Source organism: Acidovorax sp. sif1233 (assembly GCF_019218755.1).
In the GTDB taxonomy this organism is placed as follows: Bacteria; Pseudomonadota; Gammaproteobacteria; order Burkholderiales; family Burkholderiaceae_C; genus Acidovorax.
This window is the reverse complement of sequence record NZ_JAHUWZ010000001.1, coordinates 984,014-1,006,022: the sequence shown is the minus strand read 5'-3', so window position 1 is coordinate 1,006,022 and position 22,009 is coordinate 984,014. Positions and strand designations below refer to the sequence as shown.

At 65.4% G+C, this 22,009-nt stretch carries 21 protein-coding genes; 14 read left to right on the top strand and 7 right to left on the bottom strand.

The features are described from left to right. The 7 genes from KW843_RS04525 (at window position 1) to KW843_RS04495 (ending at window position 7,201) form a co-directional block, all read left to right on the top strand. Window positions 1-876: a branched-chain amino acid ABC transporter permease gene (locus tag KW843_RS04525; protein ID WP_218293892.1), complete on the top strand. Its 876-nt coding sequence runs from the start codon at window positions 1-3 to the stop codon at window positions 874-876. Window positions 877-1,024: 148 nt separating this feature from the next. Beyond that, window positions 1,025-1,963, top strand: coding sequence for a branched-chain amino acid ABC transporter permease (locus KW843_RS04520; protein WP_218293891.1), 939 nt, complete (start codon window positions 1,025-1,027; stop codon window positions 1,961-1,963). Beyond that, on the top strand, window positions 1,956-2,720 hold the full coding sequence (locus tag KW843_RS04515) for an ABC transporter ATP-binding protein (protein WP_218293890.1): 765 nt from the start codon (window positions 1,956-1,958) through the stop codon (window positions 2,718-2,720). The genes KW843_RS04520 and KW843_RS04515 overlap by 8 nt, the downstream gene beginning before the upstream one ends. Beyond that, window positions 2,717-3,427 carry an ABC transporter ATP-binding protein gene (locus KW843_RS04510; protein WP_218293889.1) on the top strand — a complete coding sequence of 237 codons (711 nt, stop codon included), beginning with the start codon at window positions 2,717-2,719 and terminating at the stop codon, window positions 3,425-3,427. The genes KW843_RS04515 and KW843_RS04510 overlap by 4 nt, the downstream gene beginning before the upstream one ends. Before the next feature lie 58 nt (window positions 3,428-3,485). Then, the gene (locus tag KW843_RS04505; protein ID WP_218293888.1) at window positions 3,486-4,937 is read left to right on the top strand and encodes an aldehyde dehydrogenase; all 1,452 of its coding nucleotides are present in this window, start codon (window positions 3,486-3,488) and stop codon (window positions 4,935-4,937) included. Between the two features lie 36 nt (window positions 4,938-4,973). Then, window positions 4,974-5,156 carry a hypothetical protein gene (locus KW843_RS04500; RefSeq protein WP_218293887.1) on the top strand — a complete coding sequence of 61 codons (183 nt, stop codon included), beginning with the start codon at window positions 4,974-4,976 and terminating at the stop codon, window positions 5,154-5,156. Window positions 5,157-5,488: 332 nt separating this feature from the next. Further along, window positions 5,489-7,201: an IPTL-CTERM sorting domain-containing protein gene (locus KW843_RS04495; protein WP_218293886.1), complete on the top strand. Its 1,713-nt coding sequence runs from the start codon at window positions 5,489-5,491 to the stop codon at window positions 7,199-7,201. Between the two features lie 33 nt (window positions 7,202-7,234). Here the strand turns inward: KW843_RS04495 and tsaD are convergent, their stop codons facing one another. Next, on the bottom strand, window positions 7,235-8,281 hold the full coding sequence (tsaD, locus tag KW843_RS04490; protein WP_218293885.1) for a tRNA (adenosine(37)-N6)-threonylcarbamoyltransferase complex transferase subunit TsaD: 1,047 nt from the start codon (window positions 8,279-8,281) through the stop codon (window positions 7,235-7,237). Between the two features lie 100 nt (window positions 8,282-8,381). Continuing rightward, entirely contained in the window at window positions 8,382-9,548 is a 1,167-nt protein-coding gene (locus KW843_RS04485) for a branched-chain amino acid ABC transporter substrate-binding protein (protein ID WP_218293884.1), read from the bottom strand. A 207-nt stretch (window positions 9,549-9,755) separates the two neighbouring features. Here KW843_RS04485 and KW843_RS04480 point away from each other — a divergent pair, with 207 nt between their 5' ends. The 5 genes from KW843_RS04480 to KW843_RS04460 all read left to right on the top strand — a co-directional run bounded on the left by KW843_RS04480 (window position 9,756) and on the right by KW843_RS04460 (window position 16,651). Further along, window positions 9,756-10,382 carry an ANTAR domain-containing response regulator gene (locus KW843_RS04480; protein WP_218293883.1) on the top strand — a complete coding sequence of 209 codons (627 nt, stop codon included), beginning with the start codon at window positions 9,756-9,758 and terminating at the stop codon, window positions 10,380-10,382. Window positions 10,383-10,926: 544 nt separating this feature from the next. After that, entirely contained in the window at window positions 10,927-12,171 is a 1,245-nt protein-coding gene (locus tag KW843_RS04475) for a CmpA/NrtA family ABC transporter substrate-binding protein (protein WP_218293882.1), read from the top strand. Window positions 12,172-12,207: 36 nt separating this feature from the next. After that, window positions 12,208-13,176, top strand: a complete 969-nt coding sequence (gene ntrB, locus KW843_RS04470) for a nitrate ABC transporter permease (protein WP_218293881.1) — start codon at window positions 12,208-12,210, stop codon at window positions 13,174-13,176. Window positions 13,177-13,280: 104 nt separating this feature from the next. Continuing rightward, on the top strand, window positions 13,281-14,093 hold the full coding sequence (locus tag KW843_RS04465; protein WP_218293880.1) for an ABC transporter ATP-binding protein: 813 nt from the start codon (window positions 13,281-13,283) through the stop codon (window positions 14,091-14,093). A 149-nt stretch (window positions 14,094-14,242) separates the two neighbouring features. Beyond that, the gene (locus KW843_RS04460) at window positions 14,243-16,651 is read left to right on the top strand and encodes a tetratricopeptide repeat protein (RefSeq protein WP_218293879.1); all 2,409 of its coding nucleotides are present in this window, start codon (window positions 14,243-14,245) and stop codon (window positions 16,649-16,651) included. Between the two features lie 81 nt (window positions 16,652-16,732). Here the strand turns inward: KW843_RS04460 and KW843_RS04455 are convergent, their stop codons facing one another. Beyond that, window positions 16,733-17,173: a CBS domain-containing protein gene (locus KW843_RS04455; protein WP_218293878.1), complete on the bottom strand. Its 441-nt coding sequence runs from the start codon at window positions 17,171-17,173 to the stop codon at window positions 16,733-16,735. Between the two features lie 513 nt (window positions 17,174-17,686). On the opposite strand from KW843_RS04455, the gene KW843_RS04450 reads away from it, so the two are divergent. Continuing rightward, window positions 17,687-17,974: a DUF4148 domain-containing protein gene (locus KW843_RS04450; RefSeq protein WP_218293877.1), complete on the top strand. Its 288-nt coding sequence runs from the start codon at window positions 17,687-17,689 to the stop codon at window positions 17,972-17,974. A gap of 92 nt (window positions 17,975-18,066) precedes the next feature. Continuing rightward, window positions 18,067-18,360, top strand: coding sequence for a DUF4148 domain-containing protein (locus tag KW843_RS04445; RefSeq protein WP_218293876.1), 294 nt, complete (start codon window positions 18,067-18,069; stop codon window positions 18,358-18,360). Window positions 18,361-18,494: 134 nt separating this feature from the next. Here the strand turns inward: KW843_RS04445 and KW843_RS04440 are convergent, their stop codons facing one another. Genes KW843_RS04440 through KW843_RS04425 form a run of 4 tightly spaced genes read right to left on the bottom strand, consistent with a single transcriptional unit; the run spans window position 18,495 to window position 21,870 of the window. Then, the gene (locus KW843_RS04440) at window positions 18,495-19,514 is read right to left on the bottom strand and encodes a TRAP transporter substrate-binding protein (protein WP_218293875.1); all 1,020 of its coding nucleotides are present in this window, start codon (window positions 19,512-19,514) and stop codon (window positions 18,495-18,497) included. A 53-nt stretch (window positions 19,515-19,567) separates the two neighbouring features. Then, a complete protein-coding gene (locus KW843_RS04435) occupies window positions 19,568-20,866 on the bottom strand; it encodes a TRAP transporter large permease (protein ID WP_218293874.1) in 1,299 nt (432 codons plus the stop codon). A gap of 6 nt (window positions 20,867-20,872) precedes the next feature. Beyond that, window positions 20,873-21,388 carry a TRAP transporter small permease subunit gene (locus KW843_RS04430; RefSeq protein ID WP_218293873.1) on the bottom strand — a complete coding sequence of 172 codons (516 nt, stop codon included), beginning with the start codon at window positions 21,386-21,388 and terminating at the stop codon, window positions 20,873-20,875. Then, on the bottom strand, window positions 21,385-21,870 hold the full coding sequence (locus KW843_RS04425) for a gluconokinase (protein ID WP_218294444.1): 486 nt from the start codon (window positions 21,868-21,870) through the stop codon (window positions 21,385-21,387). Before KW843_RS04425 ends, KW843_RS04430 begins: the two co-directional genes overlap by 4 nt. Window positions 21,871-22,009 lie beyond the last annotated feature (139 nt).

The window sequence follows — 22,009 nt, the reverse complement described above, 5'->3', positions numbered from 1 at the left end:
ATGTCCCTGACCTCCTGGGCCGAACTGGTCGCCAGTGGCCTCATTACCGGCGGCATCTATGCGCTGGTGGCCATGGGCCTGAACCTGCAATACGGGCTGATGCGCATCATGAACATCTCGCATGGCGAGTTCCTGATGCTCGGTGCCTTCATCACCTGGTGGGCGCACACCGCCTGGGGCTGGTCGCCGTTGCTGCTGATGCCCATCGCCTTCATCGCGCTGTTCGTGCTGGGGGTGGCGGTGCATGCGCTGTGCTTCAAGCGCCTGGCGGCGCGCGCGCCGAACGTGGACGTGTTCGAGGCGCGCAGCCTGATGGTGGGCTTCGGCCTGATGTTCCTGGTGCAGAACACCGCCCTCTTGATCTGGGGTGGCGACCTGCGTGGCTACGAGTACCTGGCCGACCCGGTGCAAGTGGCGGGCATGCGCTTCACCGAAAACAAGCTGGTGCTGTTCGGCGTGGCGCTGGCGCTGTCGGCCGCGCTGATCGCGCTGCTCAAGCTCACCTTGCTGGGCAAGGCCGTGCGGGCGCTGATGCAGTCGCCCACGGGGGCGCAGCTGGTGGGCATCAACACCCGGCGCCTGCACCCCATGATGTTCGGCATTGGCCTGGGCCTGTCGGGCGTGGCGGGGGCCCTGCTGTCGATGACCTACGAGATCTCTCCCTCGATGGGCGAGCCCTATACCGTGACGGCGCTGATCGTGATCACGCTGGGCGGCTTCGGCAGCCTGGCGGGCAGCCTGGCCGGCGGCCTGCTGCTGGGTGTGGTCGAGGCCCTGGGCATGCACTTCAGCAGCCCGTCTCTCAAGATGCTGCTGAGCTATGCGGTGTTCATCGGCGTGCTGATCTGGCGCCCCAACGGACTGTTCAAGAAATGACACCCCCTGAGCCGCTTCGCGTCTTCCCCCTCTCCTTCGGGAGGGGGACGCCACCCCTGGCCTGGCAAAGCCAGTTCCACGGTGGCACTGGCCTTGATCGCGCCGTATCCCATCGCCCATGGCGAAACAAAGCACAACCAACAACTCCATGAATAATTCATCCTCAAGGCCCTGGCTCGCGCTGGCCGCGGGCACGGCCGTGGTCGGCACCCTGCCCTGGCTGGTGTCCGAGTTCGTGGCCTCGGTGCTGCTCAGCTGCCTGATGTACATCGCGCTGGCCACCAGCTGGTCGCTGTTCTGCGGCGCCACGCGCTACCTCTCGCTGGCCACATCGGCCTTCTTCGGCATCGGGGCCTATGCCAGCGCCACATTGCTGGAAGTGCTGCCCTGGCCGTTGGTGATCGTGGCCGGCGCGCTGATCGCCGCCGTGGTGGCCGTGGTCATGGGTGCGGCGGTGCTGCACCTGCGCGGCACCTACTTTGCGGTGCTGACCTTCGGCATGACGGAGCTGATCCGCCATGCGGTGACCTTTGTCGAAAAGCAGGTCTCGGGCACGGTGGGCCGTGTGCTCACGGTGGTGCCCAGCAACGAGACGGTGTACCTCACGGTGCTGCTGATCGCGGCGGCGGCCATTGCCACGGCCATCGCCATCCAGCGCAGCCGCTTCGGCCTGGCGCTCTCGGGCATCGGCGCCGACGAGCAGCGCGCGCAGACGCTGGGCGTGGACACGCGCCTGGCCAAGATCGCGGGCTTCGGCATCACCGCGGCCTTCGCAGGCGCTGTGGGCGCGGCCATGGCCGTGCGCTGGACCTACATCGAGCCGGCGGCAGTATTCAGCCCCTTCATCGGCTTCCAGACGGTGCTGATCGCGCTGATCGGTGGCGCGGCCAGCATCGGCGGCCCGGTGCTCGCGGCCATCGTGTTCAGCCTGCTGGCCGAGACGCTGCGCCTGCAGCTGCCCTACGGTTACATGATGGTGCTGGGGCTGCTGCTGATCCTGTGCGTGATGTACCTGCCCAACGGGCTGGCCACGCTGTGGCAGCGCAAGCGGGCGGCCACGCCTGCCACGGAGGCCGGCCATGTCTGAAGCCCTGCTGACCATCGACAGCGTGACCGTGCGCTTTGGCGGGCTGACCGCCGTGGACGGCGTGAGTGCCACGCTGCATGCCGGCGAGCTCATCGGCATCATCGGCCCCAACGGCGCGGGCAAGACCACGTTCTTCAACGCCATCTCGGGCGTGCAGCCACCGACCTCGGGCACGCTGCACTGCGGGGCCGACAACCTCACGGGCAAGGGCCCCCACCACTATGCGGCCCACGGCATCGCGCGCACCTTCCAGACGCCGCGCGTGTTCCCGGACATGACGGTGCGCGACAACGTGCGCTTCGGCATGCAGTTCGCGGGCCGCCACCGCCAGGGGCCTGTGGGCCTGCGCAATGAGGACGAGATCCTGGCCATGTTGGGCCTGTCAGCCCTGGCCGACCGGCCCGCTGCCGACGTGACGCCCTCGCAGCAGCGCCTGCTGGAGATCGGCATGGCCCTGGGCACGCGCCCGCGCCTCTTGCTGCTCGACGAGGTGGCCGCCGGCCTGACCGAGGCCGAGGTCGACGCCATGGCCCAGCGCATCCGCCGCCTGCGCGACGACTGGGGCCTCACGGTGGTGTGGATCGAGCATGCGGTGACCACGCTGCTCAAGTACGTGGAGCGCGTGCTGGTGCTGCACCAGGGCCGCAAGATCGCCGATGGCACGCCCGCCGAGGTGGTGCGCAACCCGGAGGTGATCGAGGCCTACCTGGGCGATGAGATGGGCACACAGGCAACGCCCGAAGGAGCCACGGCATGAGCGGCGCACACCTCACGGTACAAGGGCTGGTCACGGGCTACAACGGCTTCCAGGTGCTGCCGGACCTGTCGCTTGAGGCCCAGCCCGGCATCACGGTGATCGTCGGCCCGAACGGTGCCGGCAAGACCACGTTGCTCAAGGCCCTGGCCGGCCTGCTGCCGCGCCAGGGCACGGTGCAGCTCGACGGCCAGGCCGTGCCGGCCCTCAATGCGACCGCCTGCGTGCAGCGCGGTCTGGCCCTGGTGGCCGAGGGCCGCCAGCTGTTCCCGCAGATGACGGTGACCGAGAACCTGGAACTCGGCGGCTGGCTGGTGCCCTCGCGCGTGCGCGCCGAGCGCCTGGCCCAGGCCTTCGAGGACTTTCCGCGCCTCAAGGAGCGTGCCCAGCAACTGGCCGGCACCATGAGCGGTGGCGAGCAGCAGATGGTGGCCGTGGCCCGCGCCATGATGAGCGGCCCGCGCCTGTTGATGCTGGACGAGCCCTCGCTGGGGCTGGCACCGCGCATGGTGGACGAACTGCTGGCCATCGTGCAGCGCATCGCGGCACAGGGCGTCACCGTGCTCATGGTGGAGCAGAACGTGCGCAAGGCGCTGCAGGTGGCCCAGCGCGGCTATGTGCTGGAGCGCGGGCGCATCGTGGCCTCGGGCGATGCCGCCACGCTGCTGCAGTCCGACGCCGTGCGCCAAGCCTACCTGGGCGTTGCCTGAACGTCCCGCACCCCATCCCCATCCGACTTTTCCTTCCTATTCATCCAGGAGACATTCCATGATTGCCATTTCCATGCTGATCAACGGCGAGCGCGTGCAAGCCACCGGCGGCGCGACTTTCGAGCGCCGCAACCCGCTGGGCGGCTCCGCGGCCACCACGGCCCCAGCGGCCACCGTGGCCGATGCCAAGGCCGCCGCCGACGCCGCCGCCCAGGCCTTCCCGGCCTGGTCGGCCCTGGGGCCCAACGCGCGCCGCGCGCTGCTGCTCAAGGCGGCGCACGCACTCGAAGCCAAGGGCGATGCCTTTGCTGCCGCCATGGCCGCAGAAACCGGCGCATCGGGTCTGTGGGCCGGCTTCAACGTGCACCTAGCGGCAGGACTGCTGCAGGAGGCTGCGGCCCTCACCACGCAGATCGCCGGCGAGGTGATTCCGTCGGACGTGCCCGGCAGCCTGGCCATGGGCGTGCGCCAGGCCGCGGGCGTGGTGCTGGGCATCGCGCCGTGGAACGCGCCCATCATCCTGGGGGTGCGCGCCATTGCCACGCCGCTGGCCTGCGGCAACACGGTCATCTTGAAGGGCTCGGAGCTGAGCCCGGCCACGCACGGCCTGATCATCGAGGCGCTTCAGGAGGCCGGCCTGCCGCCAGGCGTGGTGAACTTCGTGACCAATGCACCCGCAGACGCCGGTGCCGTGGTCGAGGCCATCGTGGCCCACCCGGCCGTGCGCCGCGTGAACTTCACGGGCTCGACCAAGGTCGGCCGCATCATCGCGCAGACGTGTGCCAAGTACCTCAAGCCCGTGGTGCTGGAGCTGGGTGGCAAGGCACCCTTGCTGGTGCTGGACGATGCGGACGTCGATGCCGCCGTGGCCGGCACCGTGTTCGGCTCGTTCGCCAACTCGGGCCAGATCTGCATGTCCACCGAGCGCATCATCGTGGACAACGCCGTGGCCGACGAGTTCGTGGCCAAGCTCGGCGCGCGCGCCAAGGCCCTGCCCCTGGGCGACCCGCGCAAGGGCCCGGTGGTGCTCGGCTCGGTGGTGGACATGGCCACGGTGCACCGCTGCAACGCGCTCATCGACGACGCGCTGGCCAAGGGCGCCACGCTGGTGTGCGGCGGCAAGAGCGATAGCACGCTGATGCAGGCCACCGTGCTCGACCACGTGACGGCCGAGATGGACATCTACCGCGAGGAGTCGTTCGGTCCCGTCAAGCCCGTGGTGCGCGTGAATGGTGTGGAAGAAGCCATTGCCTGCGCCAACGACAACGAGTTCGGCCTGTCATCCGCCGTGTTCAGCCGCGATGTGGCCAAGGCGTGGAACGTCGCGGCGCGCATCGAGTCGGGGATCTGTCACATCAACGGGCCGACGGTGCATGACGAGGGGCAGATGCCGTTCGGTGGGGTGAAGAGTTCGGGGTACGGGCGGTTTGGGGGGATGGCGGGGGTGCGGGAGTTCACGGAGCTGCGCTGGATCACGGTGCAGACAACCCCGAGGCACTATCCATTTTGAGGGCGTTGAAACGGCTCCCATGTACGGTGGACGGGCATGAGCGTCCACCTGAATGCCGCGCGCCTGGTCAATGTCGGTCAAGCCGCCATTCACCCCCCTGCGTCCGAGCTTGAGAGGCGTATTCAAAGGTTTCTGGGAAAGGTGCACAGAAATCAGCGCCCGTCGCACAACCCCGCGGGCATCGCCGATGCCTGCGCTTTTTTTCTTGACAGCTGGTAGCCCACCCCATAAGGTTGTTAGCGATTGTTTCAGCATTCATCGGCTAGTGCGCCGGCCCGGAAATAGCTGCATGCAACGAAGTCGATGGCTTCATTCTCAAAAAAGCAGGCGCCCCCCTCAGTGACCACCGCAGCGGTATCGAGGACTTGCAGTGCGGTACCGAGTGTGAAAATCCGATTTCGTGAACATGTGGCTTGAGCGGTGACAGCACACTAGATTCGCGCAATGTGCTGTCCAGCATGAATGGCGCGACAAACGAACCGCCGCAAATGTGCCTCCCACGGGAGCGGACACGCATCAGCGTTGTCAATCACTACAGCGGACAGCCAGACATGAGCAGGATTTGTTTTCGTATTGCCACAATGATTCTCTTTGTGGTTGGTTTTTCCAGCCAGGCCTGGGCCCAGGCATTCACAGAGGATTTTGACAACATCACGTTGCTCACGGGCAATGGATGGTTCATGCAGAACAACAGCACCCCGGCCGGCTCAACCAGCTGGTTCCAGGGGACAGCAACCACAGCGACGCCAACCCCCGGCCCCTTCAACGCGTATAGCGGCGCAGCCAATGCATACATTGGCGCCAACTACAACAACACCGGCAGCACCGGCACCATCAGCAACTGGCTCGCGATGCCAAACCGGACGCTGCGCAATGGGGATGTGCTGACCTTCTTCACAAGAAAACCCACGGGGACCGACTATCCCGATCGGCTGGAAGTCCGGCTGAGCACCAATGGCGCAAGCACAAATGTGGGATCAGGCGCCACCGCCGTGGGGGACTTCACGGCGCTGCTGCTCAGCGTCAACCCAACGCTGGTGGCCGGCGGCTATCCCCAGACTTGGACGCAATACACCATCACTATCTCGGGACTTCCAGCCCCCACCTCTGGACGCATGGCGTTTCGCTATTTCGTCACCTCGGCCGGTGCTCTCGGAACGAATTCCGACTACATCGGTATCGACAACACGGTGTACACACCCTATGTGTGCCCGGCATTCACGATGACACCGGGGGGCGCGCTGGCCCCGGCTGTCTGGGGTCAGGCCTATAGCACCCCCCTTTCACAGACGGGTGCACTGGGAGCGCCAAGCTATGCGGTGACTGCTGGTGCTTTGCCCCCCGGGTTGACGCTGGGTGGTAGTGGCACCATCTCCGGCACGCCAACGGCCACTGGAACCTTCAACTTCACAGTGACAGTCGCGGACGCCAGCGGCTGTTCGGGTTCGCAGTCCTACTCCATCCAGGTCGAGGCCAACGTGCCTGGTGCGCCCCAGAACGTCAGCGTCACGGCTGGCAACGGGCAAGCGACCGTGAACTGGCAAGTACCATCCCACGATGGCGGCAGCGCCATCTCCGGCTACACGGTCACAGCGGTGCAAGACGGCAGCAAAACGTGTACGACCTCGGGTGCGCTCGGCTGCACGGTCTCTGGCCTCACCAACGGATCGGCGTACAGCTTCCGCGTCGTGGCTACCAACAACAAGGGGCCTTCCGCCGCAGGCATCAGCAATGTGGTCACACCAACACTTTCGACGGTGACCGGCACGGTACCTGGCATGTCAGGCACCGGCTCAGTCACCCTCGCTGGCGGAGGCGCAAGCTGTACGCTGGATTCCAGCTCCGCATTCACGGTGCCTTCTACGGCCCCCGCCAACCGCACCTTGCCTCATGGCGCGTTCGAGTTCCTCGCCACCGGCTGCACCGGCAGCGTCACCATCTCCATCACGTACCCGACTCCGTTGCCTGAAGGCGTGCAGTTCTGGAAGTTCGGACCGGCTGCGGCAGGAGCACAGACCTCCACCTGGTTCTTATGGACCGAGGCAGTGCTCAGCCCGGACCGCCGCACAGTGACGTACAGCATCACTGACAACGGCATAGGTGATTCAGACATTGCCGCAGGGCGTATCCGCGATCCGCTGGCTCCGGCACTGGGCTCTGATCCCACCAGCATCCCGGTCAACAACCCGTGGGCACTGGCTGCACTGGCTGCCATCCTGGGTTGGATGGGACTGCGCAGGCAACAGCGCGGTTCTGCAGGATAGTTTTGTCGACGGGGCTGGAATGACCAGCCCATTTCAGCCGACTGGCACGATGGAATCCAGCGGCCACCGCGGCTTCACATCAAACGCATAGTCGGTGTTCGCCTCCTGCTGCCCCGCCTGCAGCCGCATTGCCGCCGCCATGGCGATCATGGCCCCGTTGTCGGTGCACAGGTGCAATTCGGGGTAGTGCACCCGCACCCTGGCCGCCGCGCAGGCGGCATTGAGCTGCGCCCGCAGATGCCGGTTGGCGCCCACACCACCGGCCACCACCACGCGCTTGAGTCCGGTCTGCTTGAGCGCCGCCAGCGTCTTTTTCACCAGCACCTCGACGATGGCGGCCTCGGTGCTGGCCGCCAGGTCGGCCTTGCGCGCTTCGAGCCCGTCGCCCAGTTTCTTGGCCTGGGTCAGCACGGCGGTCTTGAGCCCGGCAAAGGAGAAGTCGAGATTGCCGCTGTGCAGCAGCGGGCGCGGCAGCTTGAAGGCCGCCGGATCGCCCTGCTCGGCCAGGCGTGACAGCGCCGGCCCTCCCGGGTAGCCCAGGCCCATGAGCTTGGCCGACTTGTCGAAGGCCTCGCCCGCCGCGTCGTCGATGGTCTCGCCCAGGATCTCGTAGCGGCCCACGCCGTCCACCCGCATGAGCTGGGTGTGGCCGCCGGAGACCAGCAGGGCCACGAAGGGGAACTCGGGCGGGTCCGCGCTCAGGAAGGGCGAGAGCAGGTGCCCCTCCAGGTGGTGCACGCCCAGCACCGGCTTGTCCAGCGCCGCGCCCAGCGCGCAGGCCACGCCGGCCCCCACCAGCAGGGCACCCGCCAGGCCCGGGCCGCGCGTGTAAGCAACCACGTCCACGTCCGCCAGCGTCTGGCCGGACTCCGTCAACACTTGCGTGGTCAGCGGCAGCACGCGGCGGATGTGGTCGCGGCTGGCCAGCTCGGGCACCACGCCACCATAGGCCTGGTGCATCTCGATCTGGCTGTGCAGGGCGTGGGACAGCAGGGTGGGAACGGCATCGCCCGTGGAGCGCACCAGCGCCACGCCGGTCTCGTCGCACGAGGATTCAATTCCGAGGATCAACAGACTCATGCCCCGAGTGTAAAACCCGGGCTCGCGGGGGGCCTGATGCAAAAACCCCTGCCGGCGGTGGCCGGCAGGGGTCGTGCATCCCCAGGGTCGCAGGCCGCGCCTACCAGCGGTCCGAGCGCATGCGCAGCTCCCAGCTGCCGCTGCGCAGTTCGTACACGCCCACCGCGCCGTAGCGCTGCTCGCCCTTGTCATCCCAGGTCATCGTGCCGATCACGGGCGCGTAGCCGTTGATGCCGTGCATGGCCTTGGTGATGTCCTTGGGGTCCGCGGACTTGGCCTTCTGGATGGCCGCCGAGAGCACGTACATGCTGTCGTAGCTGTAGTGCCCGCCGTACGCGGGCGGCTTCTTGTAGGCATCGATGTACTTTTCCAGGAAGGGCTTGCCCGTGGAAAACTCCTTGGCTTCCAGCACGGGCGAGGTGGCATAGACGCCCTCGACGATGCCGGCCCCCTTGGTCATGTCGGTGGTCTTGATGGTGTCGCCGCCCAGCAGGCTCACCTTGGTGTGCCCCACCTTGCGCAGTGCTTCCAGCAGCGCCAGCGCCTGGAAGTCATTGAGGGTGGAGACGATCACCTCCACCTTCGCGGCCTTGAGTTCGCCGGCCAGTTCGTCGAATGCCGTGGTCTTGTCGTCGAACGACTTGCGCACCACCACCTCTTTCTTCTCGGCCTTGAGCTGCGCGGCGGCCCCGTCGGCCAGGCCCTTGCCGTAGGGCGTGCCATCGTCCAGCGCGGCATAGCGCGCGGCGCCCAGCTGGGTGGCGGCAAACGAGCCGATGGCGCGCGCCTGCAGCGTGTCGTTGCCCACCATGCGGAAGGTGGTGGAAAAACCCAGCTGCGTGAACTTGGGGTTGGTGGAGATGGCGATCTGCGCGATGTCCTTGGCCGCGTAGATGGGCGCGGTCTCGATGCTCACGCCCGAGTTCAGGTGCCCGATGACGGCCACCACGCCGGCATCCACCAGCTGCTGGGCCACCGTCTTGCCGGTGGCCGCGTCGGCCTTGTCGTCCACCGCCACCACCTCCAGCGTTACCCGCTTGCCGTCCACGGTGTAGCCGCCCTTGTTCAGTTCGGCCACGGCCAGGTTCACGCCATTGAGCAAGTCCTGCCCGAGGGCGCCCAGGGGGCCGCTCAAGGGCTGCGCCACGCCGATCTTGATGGTGTCGGGCACCTTGCCGCACCCGGACAGGAGCAGCAGCGCCATGGACGCGGCGGTGGTCAAGGCCAGCCCGGCGGCGAAACGGCGCCGGTCAATATGCTTGTTCATGCGGAATCCTCATCAATATGTCAATGTGACCAGATGTATATGCGACGACGGAGGAAAGGCGCTATCGGGTATGCCCTGCCAATCGGCAAACTATTAGCAAGTTTCAGACCCTGCAAGACAAGGCCCTTGCCGGGACCGGGCGCCCGCCCGGGGCGCACCGCTTCGGCGCACCAATTTGTGGCGTAAAAATTGCTTATGCTCCGGGGTATGAACGAGTCTCTGCGCATCGTGGTGGTGGCCCCGGACCTGGCCATTGCCGACCCCGACGACGAACACGCCGTGCTGCAGGCGGAGCGTTCGCGGGCGCTGCGCATCGGGCTGCTGGAGAACAATTTCAACCTGATCGCCACGCTGCCCGCGGATGTGTTCCTGAGCGAGCGGATCGCCCAGCTGCAGCCCGACCTGATCATCGTGGACGCCGAGAGCGAGGCCCGCGACGCGCTGGAACACGTGGTGGTGGCCACGCGCGACGAACGCCGCCCCATCGTGATGTTCACCAACGACGAGGACACCTCGCACGTCAAGGACGCGGTGGCCGCGGGCGTGTCGGCCTACATCGTGGCCGGCCTCGCGCCCCAGCGCATCCGCCCCATCCTGGACGTGGCGATGGCGCGCTTCCAGCACGAGCAGGCGCTGCGCGCCGAGCTCGCCGATGCCAAGACCGAGCTCAAGGACCGCAAGACCATCGACCGCGCCAAGGGCCTGCTCATGCAGCGCCAGGGCCTGACCGAGCAGGCCGCGTACGAGAAACTGCGCAAGACCGCCATGGACAAGGGCCTCAAGCTCGTGGATGTGGCCCAGCGCATGCTCGACGTGATGGACCTGCTCGGGTAAGCAGGTGACATCCTCCTGAGGCGCTGCGCGCATCGGTGCAGCCGCCAGAGGCCGCCCGCTCTCGGGGACCGTCCAGACTGCGCAGGCAGTCTTGGAGCCGCGGCCCTTGGCCCCTCCTCTCGAATCGCTGCCCGGCATCCCCGGCCTGGGCCACGCCCAGGTCCACCGGCTTCTCCCGGATGGTGCGCCGCACAAAGGCAGTGCGGCATTCACCGCGCGCACAACCTCCGCGCGTTTGCAGGTCAAAAAGGCCCCCAGCGCTTGATCCATTTGCGCAAGCAGCTATTAATTCAATAGCAAACCATGCGCCGAACTGATGCGGAGCCCGTGCGGCAAGGCCTGGCACGCCACTTGCATTAACCCCTGCGAGACCAATGGCGGTCTCACCCCCACACAGCACGGGCCCAAAGGCGGGCCGGTGCTGGGCGAGCCCTTCATCGGGTATCGCCATGGACAGAGGCGTCCCTCACCGACCGGTGCTGCATGTATGCAGGCTGCTCGGGAGGACGCCTTTTTTGTTTTCAACGCTATGAGGAAGTGCCCCATGACCGATCTGCTCAAAACCAGCCTCAACCGCCGCACCGTGCTGCAGGCCGCCACCGTGGGCGCCGTCGGCGTCAGCCCCGCGCTGCGTGCGCTGGTGCACGCCCAGGGCTCGGACGCGCCGGAGAAGAAGGAAGTCAAGATCGGCTTCATCCCGCTGACCGACTGCGCCAGCGTGGTGATGGCCTCGGTGCTCGGCATCGACAAGAAGTACGGCGTGACCATCATCCCCACCAAGGAAGCCTCCTGGGCCGGTGTGCGCGACAAGCTGGTCAACGGCGAACTCGACTTCGCCCACGTGCTGTACGGCCTGGTCTACGGCGTGCACCTGGGCCTGGCCGGGCCCAAGAAGGACATGGCCGTGCTGATGAACCTGAACCACAACGGGCAGGCCATCACGCTGTCCAAGAAGCTCGCCGACAAGGGCGCCGTCAATGGCGCGGGCCTGGCCAAGCTGATGGCCAGCGAGAAGCGCGAGTACACCTTCGCGCAGACCTTCCCCACCGGCACGCACGCCATGTGGCTGTACTACTGGCTGGCGGCCAACGGCATCAACCCGATGAAGGATGCCAAGGTCATCACCGTGCCCCCGCCACAGATGGTGGCCAACATGCGCGTGGGCAACATGGACGGCTTCTGCGTGGGCGAGCCCTGGAACCACCGCGCCATCATGGACGGCATCGGCGTGACGGCCACGACCACGCAGGACATCTGGAAGGACCACCCCGAGAAGGTGCTGGGCACCACGTCCGAATTCGTGCAGAAGTACCCCAACACGGCCCGTGCCGTGACGGCCGCCATCCTGGAGGCCAGCAAGTGGATCGACGAAGGCCTGGCCAACAAGAACAAGATGGCCGAGACCATTGCCGGCAAGGCCTACGTGAACACGGGCGTCGATGCCATCAACCAGCGCATCCTGGGCCGCTACCAGGACGGCATGGGCAAGACCTGGGACGACCCCAACCACATGAAGTTCTTCAACGAGGGCACGGTGAACTTCCCCTACCTCACGGACGGCATGTGGTTCCTCACGCAGCACAAGCGCTGGGGCCTGGTCAAGGACCACCCCGACTACCTGAACGTGGCCAAGGCCGTGAACCGCATCGACGTCTACAAGCAGGCGGCCACCGCTTCCAAGACACCGCTGCCCAAGAGCGAAATGCGTACGAGCAAGTTCATGGACGGCGTGGTGTGGGACGGCAAGGACCCCGCCAAGTACGCCGACAGCTTCAAGATCAAGGCGTAAGCGCCCTGCCCCGTCCACCCTGCACAGGAGAACACCATGGTCAGTGCCGTCTTTCACTCCCCGCTGGATGCAGCCCCCGTGGTTGCACAGAACGCTATGAATAATGTAGCTAGCAGCGCTTCGTCCGCAAGCGCTAGAAGCCAAAAACAGTCAAAAACGGCTATGGCGGCAAGCCCTGCGCCCACGGCACCTGCAGCCCCCGCCGGTCGCGACTGGGCGGCGCTGTCGCGCGGCTTCTGGATGGCGGTGCTTCCGCCGCTGTGTGGCCTGGGCTTGCTGGTGGGTCTGTGGGCCGTGGTGTCAGCCACCACGGGCAACAGCATTCCCGGCCCGGTGGAAACCTGGAAGCAGGCGCAGGAAATCTTCAGCAACCCGTTCTACCGCAACGGTCCCAACGACCAGGGCGTGGGCTGGAACGTGCTGATGTCGCTCGAACGCGTGGCCGTGGGCTTTGGCATGGCGGCGCTGGTGGGCATTCCGGCGGGCTTCGTGATCGGGCGCTTCAACTTCCTGTCGCGCATGTTCAACCCGCTCATCAGCCTGCTGCGCCCGGTGTCTCCATTGGCCTGGCTGCCGATCGGCCTCCTGGTGTTCAAGGGTGCCAACCCGGCCGCCATCTGGACGATCTTCATCTGCTCCATCTGGCCCATGATCATCAACACCGCCGTGGGCGTGCAGCGTGTGCCGCAGGACTACATGAACGTGGCCCGCGTGCTCAACCTGTCGGAGTGGAAGATCGCCACCAAGATCCTGTTCCCCGCCGTGCTGCCCTACATGCTGACCGGCGTGCGCCTGGCCGTGGGCACCGCGTGGCTCGTGATCGTGGCCGCCGAGATGCTGACCGGCGGCGTGGGCATCGGCTTCTGGGTGTGGGACGAGTGGAACAACCTCAACGTCAAGAACATCATCATCGCGATCTTCGTGATCGGCATCGTCGGGCTGGTGCTGGAGTTCGCGCTCATCAAGCTGGCCACTGCGTTCACCTTCGAAGAGGTCAAAACCTGACCCACCCCTGAGCCGCGCCTGCGGCGCGTCATCCCCTCAGGTGCCCCCCAGTGGCCCGGCCAAGCCGGTGCCGCGGCGGTCCTCGAAACAACCCGGAGTTCCTCATGCACACCTCTCTCACCACCAAGTTCATCGAAGTCCATGGCGTGGAGCAGACCTTCAAGACCGCCAAGGGCCTGTTCCCGGCGCTGCGCGACATCAACCTCACCATCGCCAAGGGCGAGTTCGTCGCGCTGATCGGCCACTCGGGCTGCGGCAAGTCCACGCTGCTGAACCTGATCGCGGGGCTGACCACGCCCACCAACGGCGCACTGCTGTGCGCCAACAAGGAGATCAGGGGCCCGGGGCCGGAGCGCGCCGTGGTGTTCCAGAACCACTCGCTGCTGCCCTGGCTCACCTGCTTTGACAACATCTACCTCGCCGTGGAACGCGTGTTTGGCGGCAAGGAAACGAAGGCCCAGCTCAGGGCCCGCACCGATGCGGCGCTGGCGCTGGTGGGCCTCACGCACGCCGGGCAAAAGCGCCCCGGCGAGATCTCGGGCGGCATGAAGCAGCGCGTAGGCATCGCCCGTGCGCTGGGCATGGAACCCCAGGTGCTGTTGATGGACGAGCCCTTCGGCGCGCTCGATGCCCTGACCCGCGCCAAGCTGCAGGACGAGCTGCTGGAGATCGTGGCGCGCACACAGAGCACCGTGGTCATGGTCACCCACGACGTGGACGAGGCCGTGCAGCTGTCCGACAAGATCGTGATGATGACCAACGGCCCCGCCGCCACCATTGGCGAGGTGCTGGCCGTCGACCTGCCCCGCCCCCGCCGCCGCGTGGAGCTGGCCGAGGACCCGCGCTACGTGCAGTGCCGCAAGGCGGTGATCGACTTTCTGTACACGCGGCAGGCGCATGTGGAGAAGGCGGCCTGACGGCCAGAGCCTCCGGGGCTTTTCCCCGGCGGGCATCGGGAAGCGGCCTTGGCTTGGGCCAATACGGCACAATGCGGCCCCATCCGCAGGCCGCATTCGCTTCTTGTGGAAGACGGGCCTGGCATCCCGCATCCATGGCGACTTTCCACATGACATCTCCCCCTTTTTTCAGGCCCCACCAGCCCACCGCAAGCGCCGCCTTCCAGATTGACCAAGCCTTCCAACAGGCCCTGACCCTGCATCGCAGTGGACAACTGCAGGGCGCTGCCAACCTCTACCAGCAGATTCTGGCCAGGAGTCCCCATCATCCTGGTGCATTGCACATGCTGGGCGTGGTGGCGCTGGGCAGCGGCGCATTTGCAGACGCGCAACGGCTGATTGGGCAGGCAGTGCGGTTGTTGCCACAGGATGCGGGTGCTCACGTGAATCTGGCTCTGGCACTGGCCGGGGGCGGCAAGCCCCAGGAGGCCCTAGAGCGCATCAATCAGGCTCTAGATCTGCAGCCAGAAATGCCCGCCGCACAAATGAACCGCGTGGGCATCCTCATCAAGGCAGGTTTTCACGAAGAAGCCCTGTCCAGCGCTAGCCAACTTATCGAAGCGGGGCACGACCACCCCGAGCTACGGGTCAACCAGGGGATTGCCCTGCTGGAACTGAAAAGGTCCGAGGAAGCGATTGCCGCTTTCGAGCACGTGCTGGCGGCAGCCCCTGAAAACCTCAAGGCCCTCAACAACCTGGCGTGCGCCCTCATAGAAACAGCTCAGCTTGATGCGGCCATCGCTGCAGCCGACCGGGCGCTGGCGATTCACCCTCAGTATGCAGAGGCGTGTTTGACCAAAGCCCGCGCGCTCGCTGCGCAGGGCCTGCTTTTAGAAGCAGAACCTTTGCTGCGGCGTGCCGCCGAACTGCAGCCTGGCAATGCGCAGGTGGTGCTGGACCATGCAGGCTGCCTTCTGGACCTGCACCTCCACGAACAGGCCATTGCGCAAGTGGAAAATGCCCTTTCCATCAATCCGCAGCAAGCCAGCGCCTACGTCATCGGCGGACGGGCTCTGGCAGGAATGGGAAGGCACGATGACGCGATCGCCAACTACCAAAAGGCCCTGGAAATCGACCCCGCGCTGGAGGCTGCCCACTTTCACAAGGCGGCATCGGAAATCGACCTCAAGCGATTCACCGCCGCCATTGACAGCCTTGCGCATTGCCACGCCGATCCAGCCGTCGCGCAACCCGTGCGCATGCATATCTGCGACTGGACAGGATTCGATTCTTACCTGGAGGAATTGCGGAGCAAGGGTGCGCTGCAAAGAAGCAGCCCCTTTCCCTTCCTTGCGATAGTGGACGACCCACTCCTTCACCTCCAGCTGGCGCGTGCATATCTGAAATTGCATCGGCTGGACAAAGCTGCACAGCACAGCTTCCCTGCACGGCGGCCCGGACGCATCCGAGTGGGGTACTTCTCTGCAGACTACTTCACACATGCCACCACCTACCTGATGGCCGAACTGTTCGAAAGCCACGCCAAGGAACAGTTCGAGATTCATGCGTTTTCGCTTGGCCCCCAGGTGATGGATGGCATCCGCCGCCGTATCGAGCAGAGTGTGGACCATTTTCACGAGGTCGATGGGCGCACAGATCAGGAGATCGCCGCCATGGCTCGGGGCCTGGGAATCGACATCGCGGTCGACTTGAAAGGATTCACCCGGGATGGGCGCATGGGCATTTTTGCCAACCGCTGCGCACCCGTTCAGGTGAGCTATCTCGGCTACCCCGGCACCACCGGTGCCGATTACATGGACTATGTCATTGCAGACGAAGTCGTCATCCCCCCGGAGCACCAGGGATTCTTCACCGAAAAAGCAGTCTGGATGCCGTACAGCTACCAGGTCAACGACAGCCGCCGCCCCATCTCCGACCGCCAGTTCACACGCGCGGAACTGGGCCTGCCAGACAGCGGATTCGTTTTCTGCTGCTTCAACAACAACTACAAAATTCTTCCGGACACCTTTGACTGCTGGATGCGCATCCTGAAGGCGGTACCTGGCAGCGTTTTGTGGCTGTTCAAGGACAACGAGGCCGCCGCCGAGAATCTCGTCAAGGAGGCCGAAAAGCGCGGCGTGGGTGGCGCTCGCCTGGTCTTTGCACAGCGGATGCCGCTGGACGACCATCTTGCGCGCCATCGGGCGGCAGATCTTTTCATCGACACCCTGCCCTACAACGCCCACACCACTGCCAGCGACGCGCTCTGGGCCGGGCTACCCGTGCTCACGCTCGCGGGCCAGGCCTTCGCGGGACGAGTGGCCGCCAGCCTGCTCACCGCAGTGGGTTTGCCCGAATTGATTACCCACACCCCGCAGGACTACGAAGCCCGTGCCATTGAACTTGCCAGCCAACCCGAGACCTTGGCGGCCGTTCGTGCCAAGCTTCAAAGGCTGCGCACCAACTCGCCGCTGTTTGATGGTCAACGCTTCACACGCGACCTCGAAACGGCCTACCGGATCATGTTCGAGCGCCAGCAAGCCGGTGAGGCTTGCGAGCCGATTCTCGTCGCCGGCTAGCAGCGGCTTCTCGGCCGATCCAGGCTGCCGGCCAACCGGTTTTCTCGCCCACGCGCCTGGGCTGCCGGGCATCTCCTGCCGTCAGCGCGCCCCGGTGATGTACTGCTCCAGCTGCTCGATGATGAATTTCTGCTCGGAAATGATGTCCTTGACCAGGTCACCGATGGAAATCATGCCCACGAGCTTGCTGCTGTCGTCCACCACGGGCAGGTGGCGCAGCCGGTTGCCGGTCATCAGCTGCATGCACTGCTCGCTGGTGTGGTCGGGCCGCACGAACAGCACGGCGGTCGTCATCACGTCCCGCACCTGGGTGACCGAGGACGTGCGCCCCATGAGCGCGATTTTTCGCGCGTAGTCCCGCTCGGTGAAGATGCCCACGATGTCGGCGCCTTCGGTCACGATCAACGCACCGATGCCCTTGTCCGCCATGAGCTTGAGCGCATCGAACACCGAAGTGGCGGGCCCGATGGTATGCACGGTGGCATCGGGTTTGGATTGAAGAATCTTGGCGACTACGGTCATTGGAACCTCCCTCGTGATGGCTGAAACAGGTACAGAGTGATTTCAGCCCATAAGCCTTGCCGATGCAACCCGCGCAAGTGCCATTCACCACACCTTTGGCGCGTTCCCCACGGACTCGATGCACATGTTTCGAACTTGTTGCATTCGGGAGAACCCGAAACAAACCGAAAAGAACCGAAACCGCGCTGAGACGACGCATGCCGCGCCGCCCGGCACGATACAGCCCATGTCCAACGCGCTTTCGAAAGGATTCACCGCCCACCTCTCCTGCCACCACGATCGCTTGCGACTGGCTACCGGCCCTCGGGCCGCAGGCAGAAAGACAGGCGTCTGGATTGTTTCCAAAACTGGAACAGTTAGTTTGCGACCAAATAGTTTTTCTTTGTACCACCGCGGCGTACAGTTCATCCCATCGATGAGCCGAACCCGCAAGGCGACTCACCGAACCCGGTTCAGAAATGGTTTTTGTCCCGGCTTTTTTGAGACGCTTTTTTCTTCCTGAAGGATTTCATCATGAACAAGACCGCCCGCTTCCTCTCCATCGCCGCCGTGGCTGCTTTCGCTTCGTTCGGTGCCCAGGCCGACGAGGCCGATGCCTCGCAGTTCGCCACGAAGTTCGAGACGAACCGCACCCGCGCCGAAGTGGCCGCCGAAGCCGCCACCGTGGCCCAGACCCGCTCCATCGAGCCCGCAGGTTCGCGTGTGGTGACGTATCAATCCACCGCCGACCGCGCCGCCGTGCGTGCCCAGGCCGCCGATGCCGTGCGCACCGGCCAGATCCCTTCGGGCGAGCGTGGTTGATCAGCGTTTGATTCGCTGAATCCAGGCCCTCTCCTGCTGCGTATTTCCAAGTACATCGCCCTCATTTTTTTGAATTTCACCGGAGTTTCACCATGAATAAGACCGCACGCTTCCTCTCCATCGCCGCCGTGGCCGCTTTCGCTTCTTTCGGTGCACAGGCCGACGAAGTCGATGCTTCGCAATTCGCCACGAAGTTCGAAACGAACCGCACCCGTGCCGAAGTGCAAGCCGAAGCCTCGGCAGTGCCCCAAACCAGCGGTGCCATCCCCGTCGGTTCGCGTGCCTTGGTCTACACCTCCACCGCTGACCGCAACGCGGTGAATGCCCAAGCTGCAGACGCCCTGCGCACTGGCAAGATCTCGTCCGGCGAAATCGGCTCCCTGTAATCCGTCCTGCCCGCGCCGCAAGGCGGTGCGGGCAGGCAGTTGCAAATGCAAAAAGGCCGAGGCCCCTTTCGGGGCCTCGGCCTTTTGTCTTTGGGAGCCGCAATGGCGTTGCGGCAGCCGCGTCTCACCCAGGCTTATTTGCTCCCACGCGCCTGCGCCACGGCGCCCTGCACGTCCTTCCACAGCGCCTCGCCCACGTTGGCGGCAATGCTGGTATTGACCGCCCCCAGTTTCTCGCGCATGCGGCTGGCTTCTGCGGGCGACAGTTCGTTGACCTGCATGCCCTTGGCCTTGAGGTCGGCCAGCGCCTTGTCGGCCTCGGCGCGCGTATCCTGGCGCTCGAAGTCGCGGCTCTTCCTCGCGGCATCGAGCAGCACCTTCTGCTCGGCCTTGTTGAGGCCGTCCCAGTACTTCTTGCTGACCAGCACGATCCAGGGGCTGTAGACGTGGTTGGTCACCGTGAGGTACTTCTGCACCTCGTAGAACTTGCTCGACAGGATGGTGTTGTAGGGGTTCTCCTGGCCGTCCACGGTGTTGGTCTCGAGGGCGGTGAACAGTTCCGAGAACGGCAGTGGAACGGCATTGGCTCCCAGGGTCTTGAAGCTGTCGAGGAACACGTTGTTCTGCATCACGCGCAGCTTGATGCCATTCATGTCCTCCAGCTTGGTGACAGGGCGCTTGCTGTTGGTCAGGTTGCGAAAGCCGTTCTCCCAGTACACGAGGCCCACGAGGCCCTTTTCCTGCAGCTTGTCCATCACCTTCTGGCCCACGGGGCCGTCCAGCACCACGTCGGCCTCCTTCGCGTTGTTGAACAGGAAGGGGGTGTCCCAGATCGCCATTTCCTTGGTGATGCCCACCAGCGTGGCGGTGGAGCCCACCATCATCTCCTGCGCACCGCCGACCAGCGCCTGCTGCATCTGCACGTCCGAGCCCAGGGCGGCGGCGCCGATGGCGCGCACCTTCATCTTGCCGCCCGAGGCCTTTTCGACCTCTTCGGCGAACAGCTTGGTGGCACGCCCCTGGTTGGACACTTCGTTGAGGCCGTAGCCAAACCGGATGATGCGCGGCTTGAAGTCCTGCGCGGCGGCCTGGAACGAGCAGGCAAGGGCGGCCACCGACAAGGCGGCCAGAAGGGTGCGGCGGAAAGTTTTCATGGTTGTCTCCATTAGCGGGGGGGAAAGGAAAAAAGAGAGGAGGAAACGGGCGGTCAGCGCAGCCACACCACGGGGGCGGTGACGATCTGTGGAAAGGCGACCAACAGGGCCAGGATCAGCACGTAGGTGAAGAGGAACGGGTTCACGCCCTTGATCACGCTGTGCATCGATATCCGCCCCACCCCGGCCACCACGTTGAGCACCGTGCCCACCGGCGGCGTGATGAGGCCGATCGCGCCGTTGAGCACGAACATCAGGCCGAAATACACCGGGTCGATGCCCGCCTTCACGGCGATGGGCAGCATCACGGGCGCGAAGATCAGGATGGTGGGCGTGAGGTCGAGCGCCGTGCCGATCAGCACCAGCACGATCATCATCACCGCCATCAGGAGGCGGGGGTTCTCCACCAGCGGACCCAGCCAGCTGGTCAGCACATTGGGCAGGTCGGCCAGCGTGATCATGTAGCTGGCCACCTGGGCGCCCGCGCAGAGGAACATCACGATGGAGGTGGTCTTGGCCGCACGCACCAGCACGCCGTAGATTTCCGCGATCTTCATTTCGCGGTGGACGAACAACGCCACCACCAGCGCGTAGAACGCGGCCACCACGGCGGCCTCGGTGGGCGTGAAGACGCCCGACTTCATGCCGCCGATGATGATCAGGGGCATCAGCATGGCCCAGAAGGCACGCACCGTGGCGCGCAGGCGGTCCTTGACGGGCAAGGGTTCGCCCTGCGGCAGGTCCATGCCGCGCAGCACCCAGCGCCAGGCGAAGATGAGGCCCGCGCCCATCATCAGGCCCGGCACGATGCCGGAGACGAACAGCGCAGAGATGGAGGTGTTGGTCGTCACGCCGTAGATCACGAACGGCATGGAGGGTGGGATGATGGGCGCGATGATGCCGCCCGAGGCGATCAGCCCGGCCGACGTGTTCATCGGGTAGCCCTGCTGGCGCATCATGGGCAAGAGGATGGTGGCCAGCGCGGCCGTATCGGCCAGCGCGGAGCCGCTCATGCTGGCCATGAGCACCGCCGCGCCGATGGCCACGTAGCCCAGGCCGCCCCGGATGTGCCCGACCCAGGCCTGCGCCATGTCGATGATGCGGCGGCTGATGCCGCCTGAGTTCATCAGTTCGCCAGCCAGGATGAAGAACGGCACGGCCAGCAGCGGAAAGCTGTCCACCCCCGCCACCAGGTTCTGGGCCAGCAGCTGCGCATCCCAGAAGTCGAGCACCCATGCCATGCCCGCGCCCGTGAGCACGAGGGCCAGGCCCATGTTCATGCCCGTGCCCATGAGCACCAGCATGCCCACGGAGAAAACAATAAAAGCCTGCGCTTCGGGTCCCAGGGACATCATCGGTTACTCCACCTCGGCGCCGTGACCCAGGTCCAGCGGCTTGCGTTGAATCAATTCGATCAGCGCCATGACGCCGATGGCGACAGCGCACAGAAAGGCGGGCAGCGGCAACAGGGCCGCCGGGTAGCCCAGCACCACGGAATGGCTGTCCATGCCGACGATCACCTGGTGCCAGGCGCCCCAGGCCAGCATCGCGCAGGCCGCGATCACCAGCAGCCGGATCAACGCCGTGAGCGCGCCAAATGCCAGGGGACGCTTGGCGAGCAGGCCCGCCAGGCTGGTGAAGGCCATGTGCTCGCCGGCGGGGTAGGCCGCCGCGGCGCCAATGAAAACCATCCACACGAAAAGCAGGCGCGAGAGTTCTTCGCTCGCCACGACGCCACTGCCAAAGCCGTAGCGCAGCACCACATTCACGAACACGGCCACGGCCATCACGGCCAGGCAGGCGGCCATGAGCACCTGGGAGGCGGCGACGTACCGGCTGGGCCGCACGGGGGTGGAGTCTTCCGGGGTGGTCATGCGGCCTCCGTGGCGGCGATCCAGGCCGAGGCCTGCTGTTGAAGAACGGCCAGGGCGGCCAGTGCATCCAGCCGCAGCACGCCCGCCTCGCCCACGGGCGACTCGAGCGTGGCGAACTGGCTGTCCACCAGCGCGCTGGAAAAGAAATGGGTCCCGGCACGGTCGGCCACGCGCTGGCCCGCGCTGGCACGGTCGATCTCCAGGAAAACGAACCGCAGCCCCGGGCAGGCGTCGCGCAGGCGGTCCCGGTAGGACTTCTTGAGCGCGGAGCACGTCAGGACCGCGCCATGGGGCTGCGCCTGCAGCAGCTGCCCGAGCGTGGCGAGCCACCCCTCGCGGTCTGCATCGGTCAGCGCGATGCCCTGGCGCATCTTTTCACGGCTCGCCGGGCTGTGGTGGTCGTCTCCCTCGATCAGCGGCAGGCCCTCGGCTTGCGCCAGGGCCGAGCCCAGGCTCGACTTGCCGCAGCCCGCCACGCCCATGACCACCAGAAAAACCGTTGACGGCAAAACACTCATGTTGGTAGCGCTATCCAATTGATCCATAAAAAAGGCACCCTGGCTGGATGCCGCAATAACCGTGGCAACTTTTGCAACTTCGTCCAAAATGGGCGTCAATGTC

What these genes read in the sequence shown, in the direction of transcription:
- KW843_RS04455 (WP_218293878.1), bottom strand. Translation starts at nt 17,173, where the DNA reads ATGACCGTAGTCGCCAAGATTCTTCAATCCAAACCCGATGCCACCGTG.
- KW843_RS04460 (WP_218293879.1), top strand. Translation starts at nt 14,243, where the DNA reads ATGACATCTCCCCCTTTTTTCAGGCCCCACCAGCCCACCGCAAGCGCC.
- KW843_RS04480 (WP_218293883.1), top strand. Translation starts at nt 9,756, where the DNA reads ATGAACGAGTCTCTGCGCATCGTGGTGGTGGCCCCGGACCTGGCCATT.
- KW843_RS04430 (WP_218293873.1), bottom strand. Translation starts at nt 21,388, where the DNA reads ATGACCACCCCGGAAGACTCCACCCCCGTGCGGCCCAGCCGGTACGTC.
- KW843_RS04425 (WP_218294444.1), bottom strand. Translation starts at nt 21,870, where the DNA reads ATGGGCGTGGCGGGCTGCGGCAAGTCGAGCCTGGGCTCGGCCCTGGCG.
- KW843_RS04500 (WP_218293887.1), top strand. Translation starts at nt 4,974, where the DNA reads ATGAGCGTCCACCTGAATGCCGCGCGCCTGGTCAATGTCGGTCAAGCC.
- KW843_RS04435 (WP_218293874.1), bottom strand. Translation starts at nt 20,866, where the DNA reads ATGTCCCTGGGACCCGAAGCGCAGGCTTTTATTGTTTTCTCCGTGGGC.
- KW843_RS04495 (WP_218293886.1), top strand. Translation starts at nt 5,489, where the DNA reads ATGAGCAGGATTTGTTTTCGTATTGCCACAATGATTCTCTTTGTGGTT.
- KW843_RS04510 (WP_218293889.1), top strand. Translation starts at nt 2,717, where the DNA reads ATGAGCGGCGCACACCTCACGGTACAAGGGCTGGTCACGGGCTACAAC.
- KW843_RS04465 (WP_218293880.1), top strand. Translation starts at nt 13,281, where the DNA reads ATGCACACCTCTCTCACCACCAAGTTCATCGAAGTCCATGGCGTGGAG.
- KW843_RS04450 (WP_218293877.1), top strand. Translation starts at nt 17,687, where the DNA reads ATGAACAAGACCGCCCGCTTCCTCTCCATCGCCGCCGTGGCTGCTTTC.
- KW843_RS04485 (WP_218293884.1), bottom strand. Translation starts at nt 9,548, where the DNA reads ATGAACAAGCATATTGACCGGCGCCGTTTCGCCGCCGGGCTGGCCTTG.
- KW843_RS04445 (WP_218293876.1), top strand. Translation starts at nt 18,067, where the DNA reads ATGAATAAGACCGCACGCTTCCTCTCCATCGCCGCCGTGGCCGCTTTC.
- KW843_RS04440 (WP_218293875.1), bottom strand. Translation starts at nt 19,514, where the DNA reads ATGAAAACTTTCCGCCGCACCCTTCTGGCCGCCTTGTCGGTGGCCGCC.
- ntrB (WP_218293881.1), top strand. Translation starts at nt 12,208, where the DNA reads ATGGTCAGTGCCGTCTTTCACTCCCCGCTGGATGCAGCCCCCGTGGTT.
- KW843_RS04525 (WP_218293892.1), top strand. Translation starts at nt 1, where the DNA reads ATGTCCCTGACCTCCTGGGCCGAACTGGTCGCCAGTGGCCTCATTACC.
- KW843_RS04475 (WP_218293882.1), top strand. Translation starts at nt 10,927, where the DNA reads ATGACCGATCTGCTCAAAACCAGCCTCAACCGCCGCACCGTGCTGCAG.
- KW843_RS04520 (WP_218293891.1), top strand. Translation starts at nt 1,025, where the DNA reads ATGAATAATTCATCCTCAAGGCCCTGGCTCGCGCTGGCCGCGGGCACG.
- KW843_RS04515 (WP_218293890.1), top strand. Translation starts at nt 1,956, where the DNA reads ATGTCTGAAGCCCTGCTGACCATCGACAGCGTGACCGTGCGCTTTGGC.
- KW843_RS04505 (WP_218293888.1), top strand. Translation starts at nt 3,486, where the DNA reads ATGATTGCCATTTCCATGCTGATCAACGGCGAGCGCGTGCAAGCCACC.
- tsaD (WP_218293885.1), bottom strand. Translation starts at nt 8,281, where the DNA reads ATGAGTCTGTTGATCCTCGGAATTGAATCCTCGTGCGACGAGACCGGC.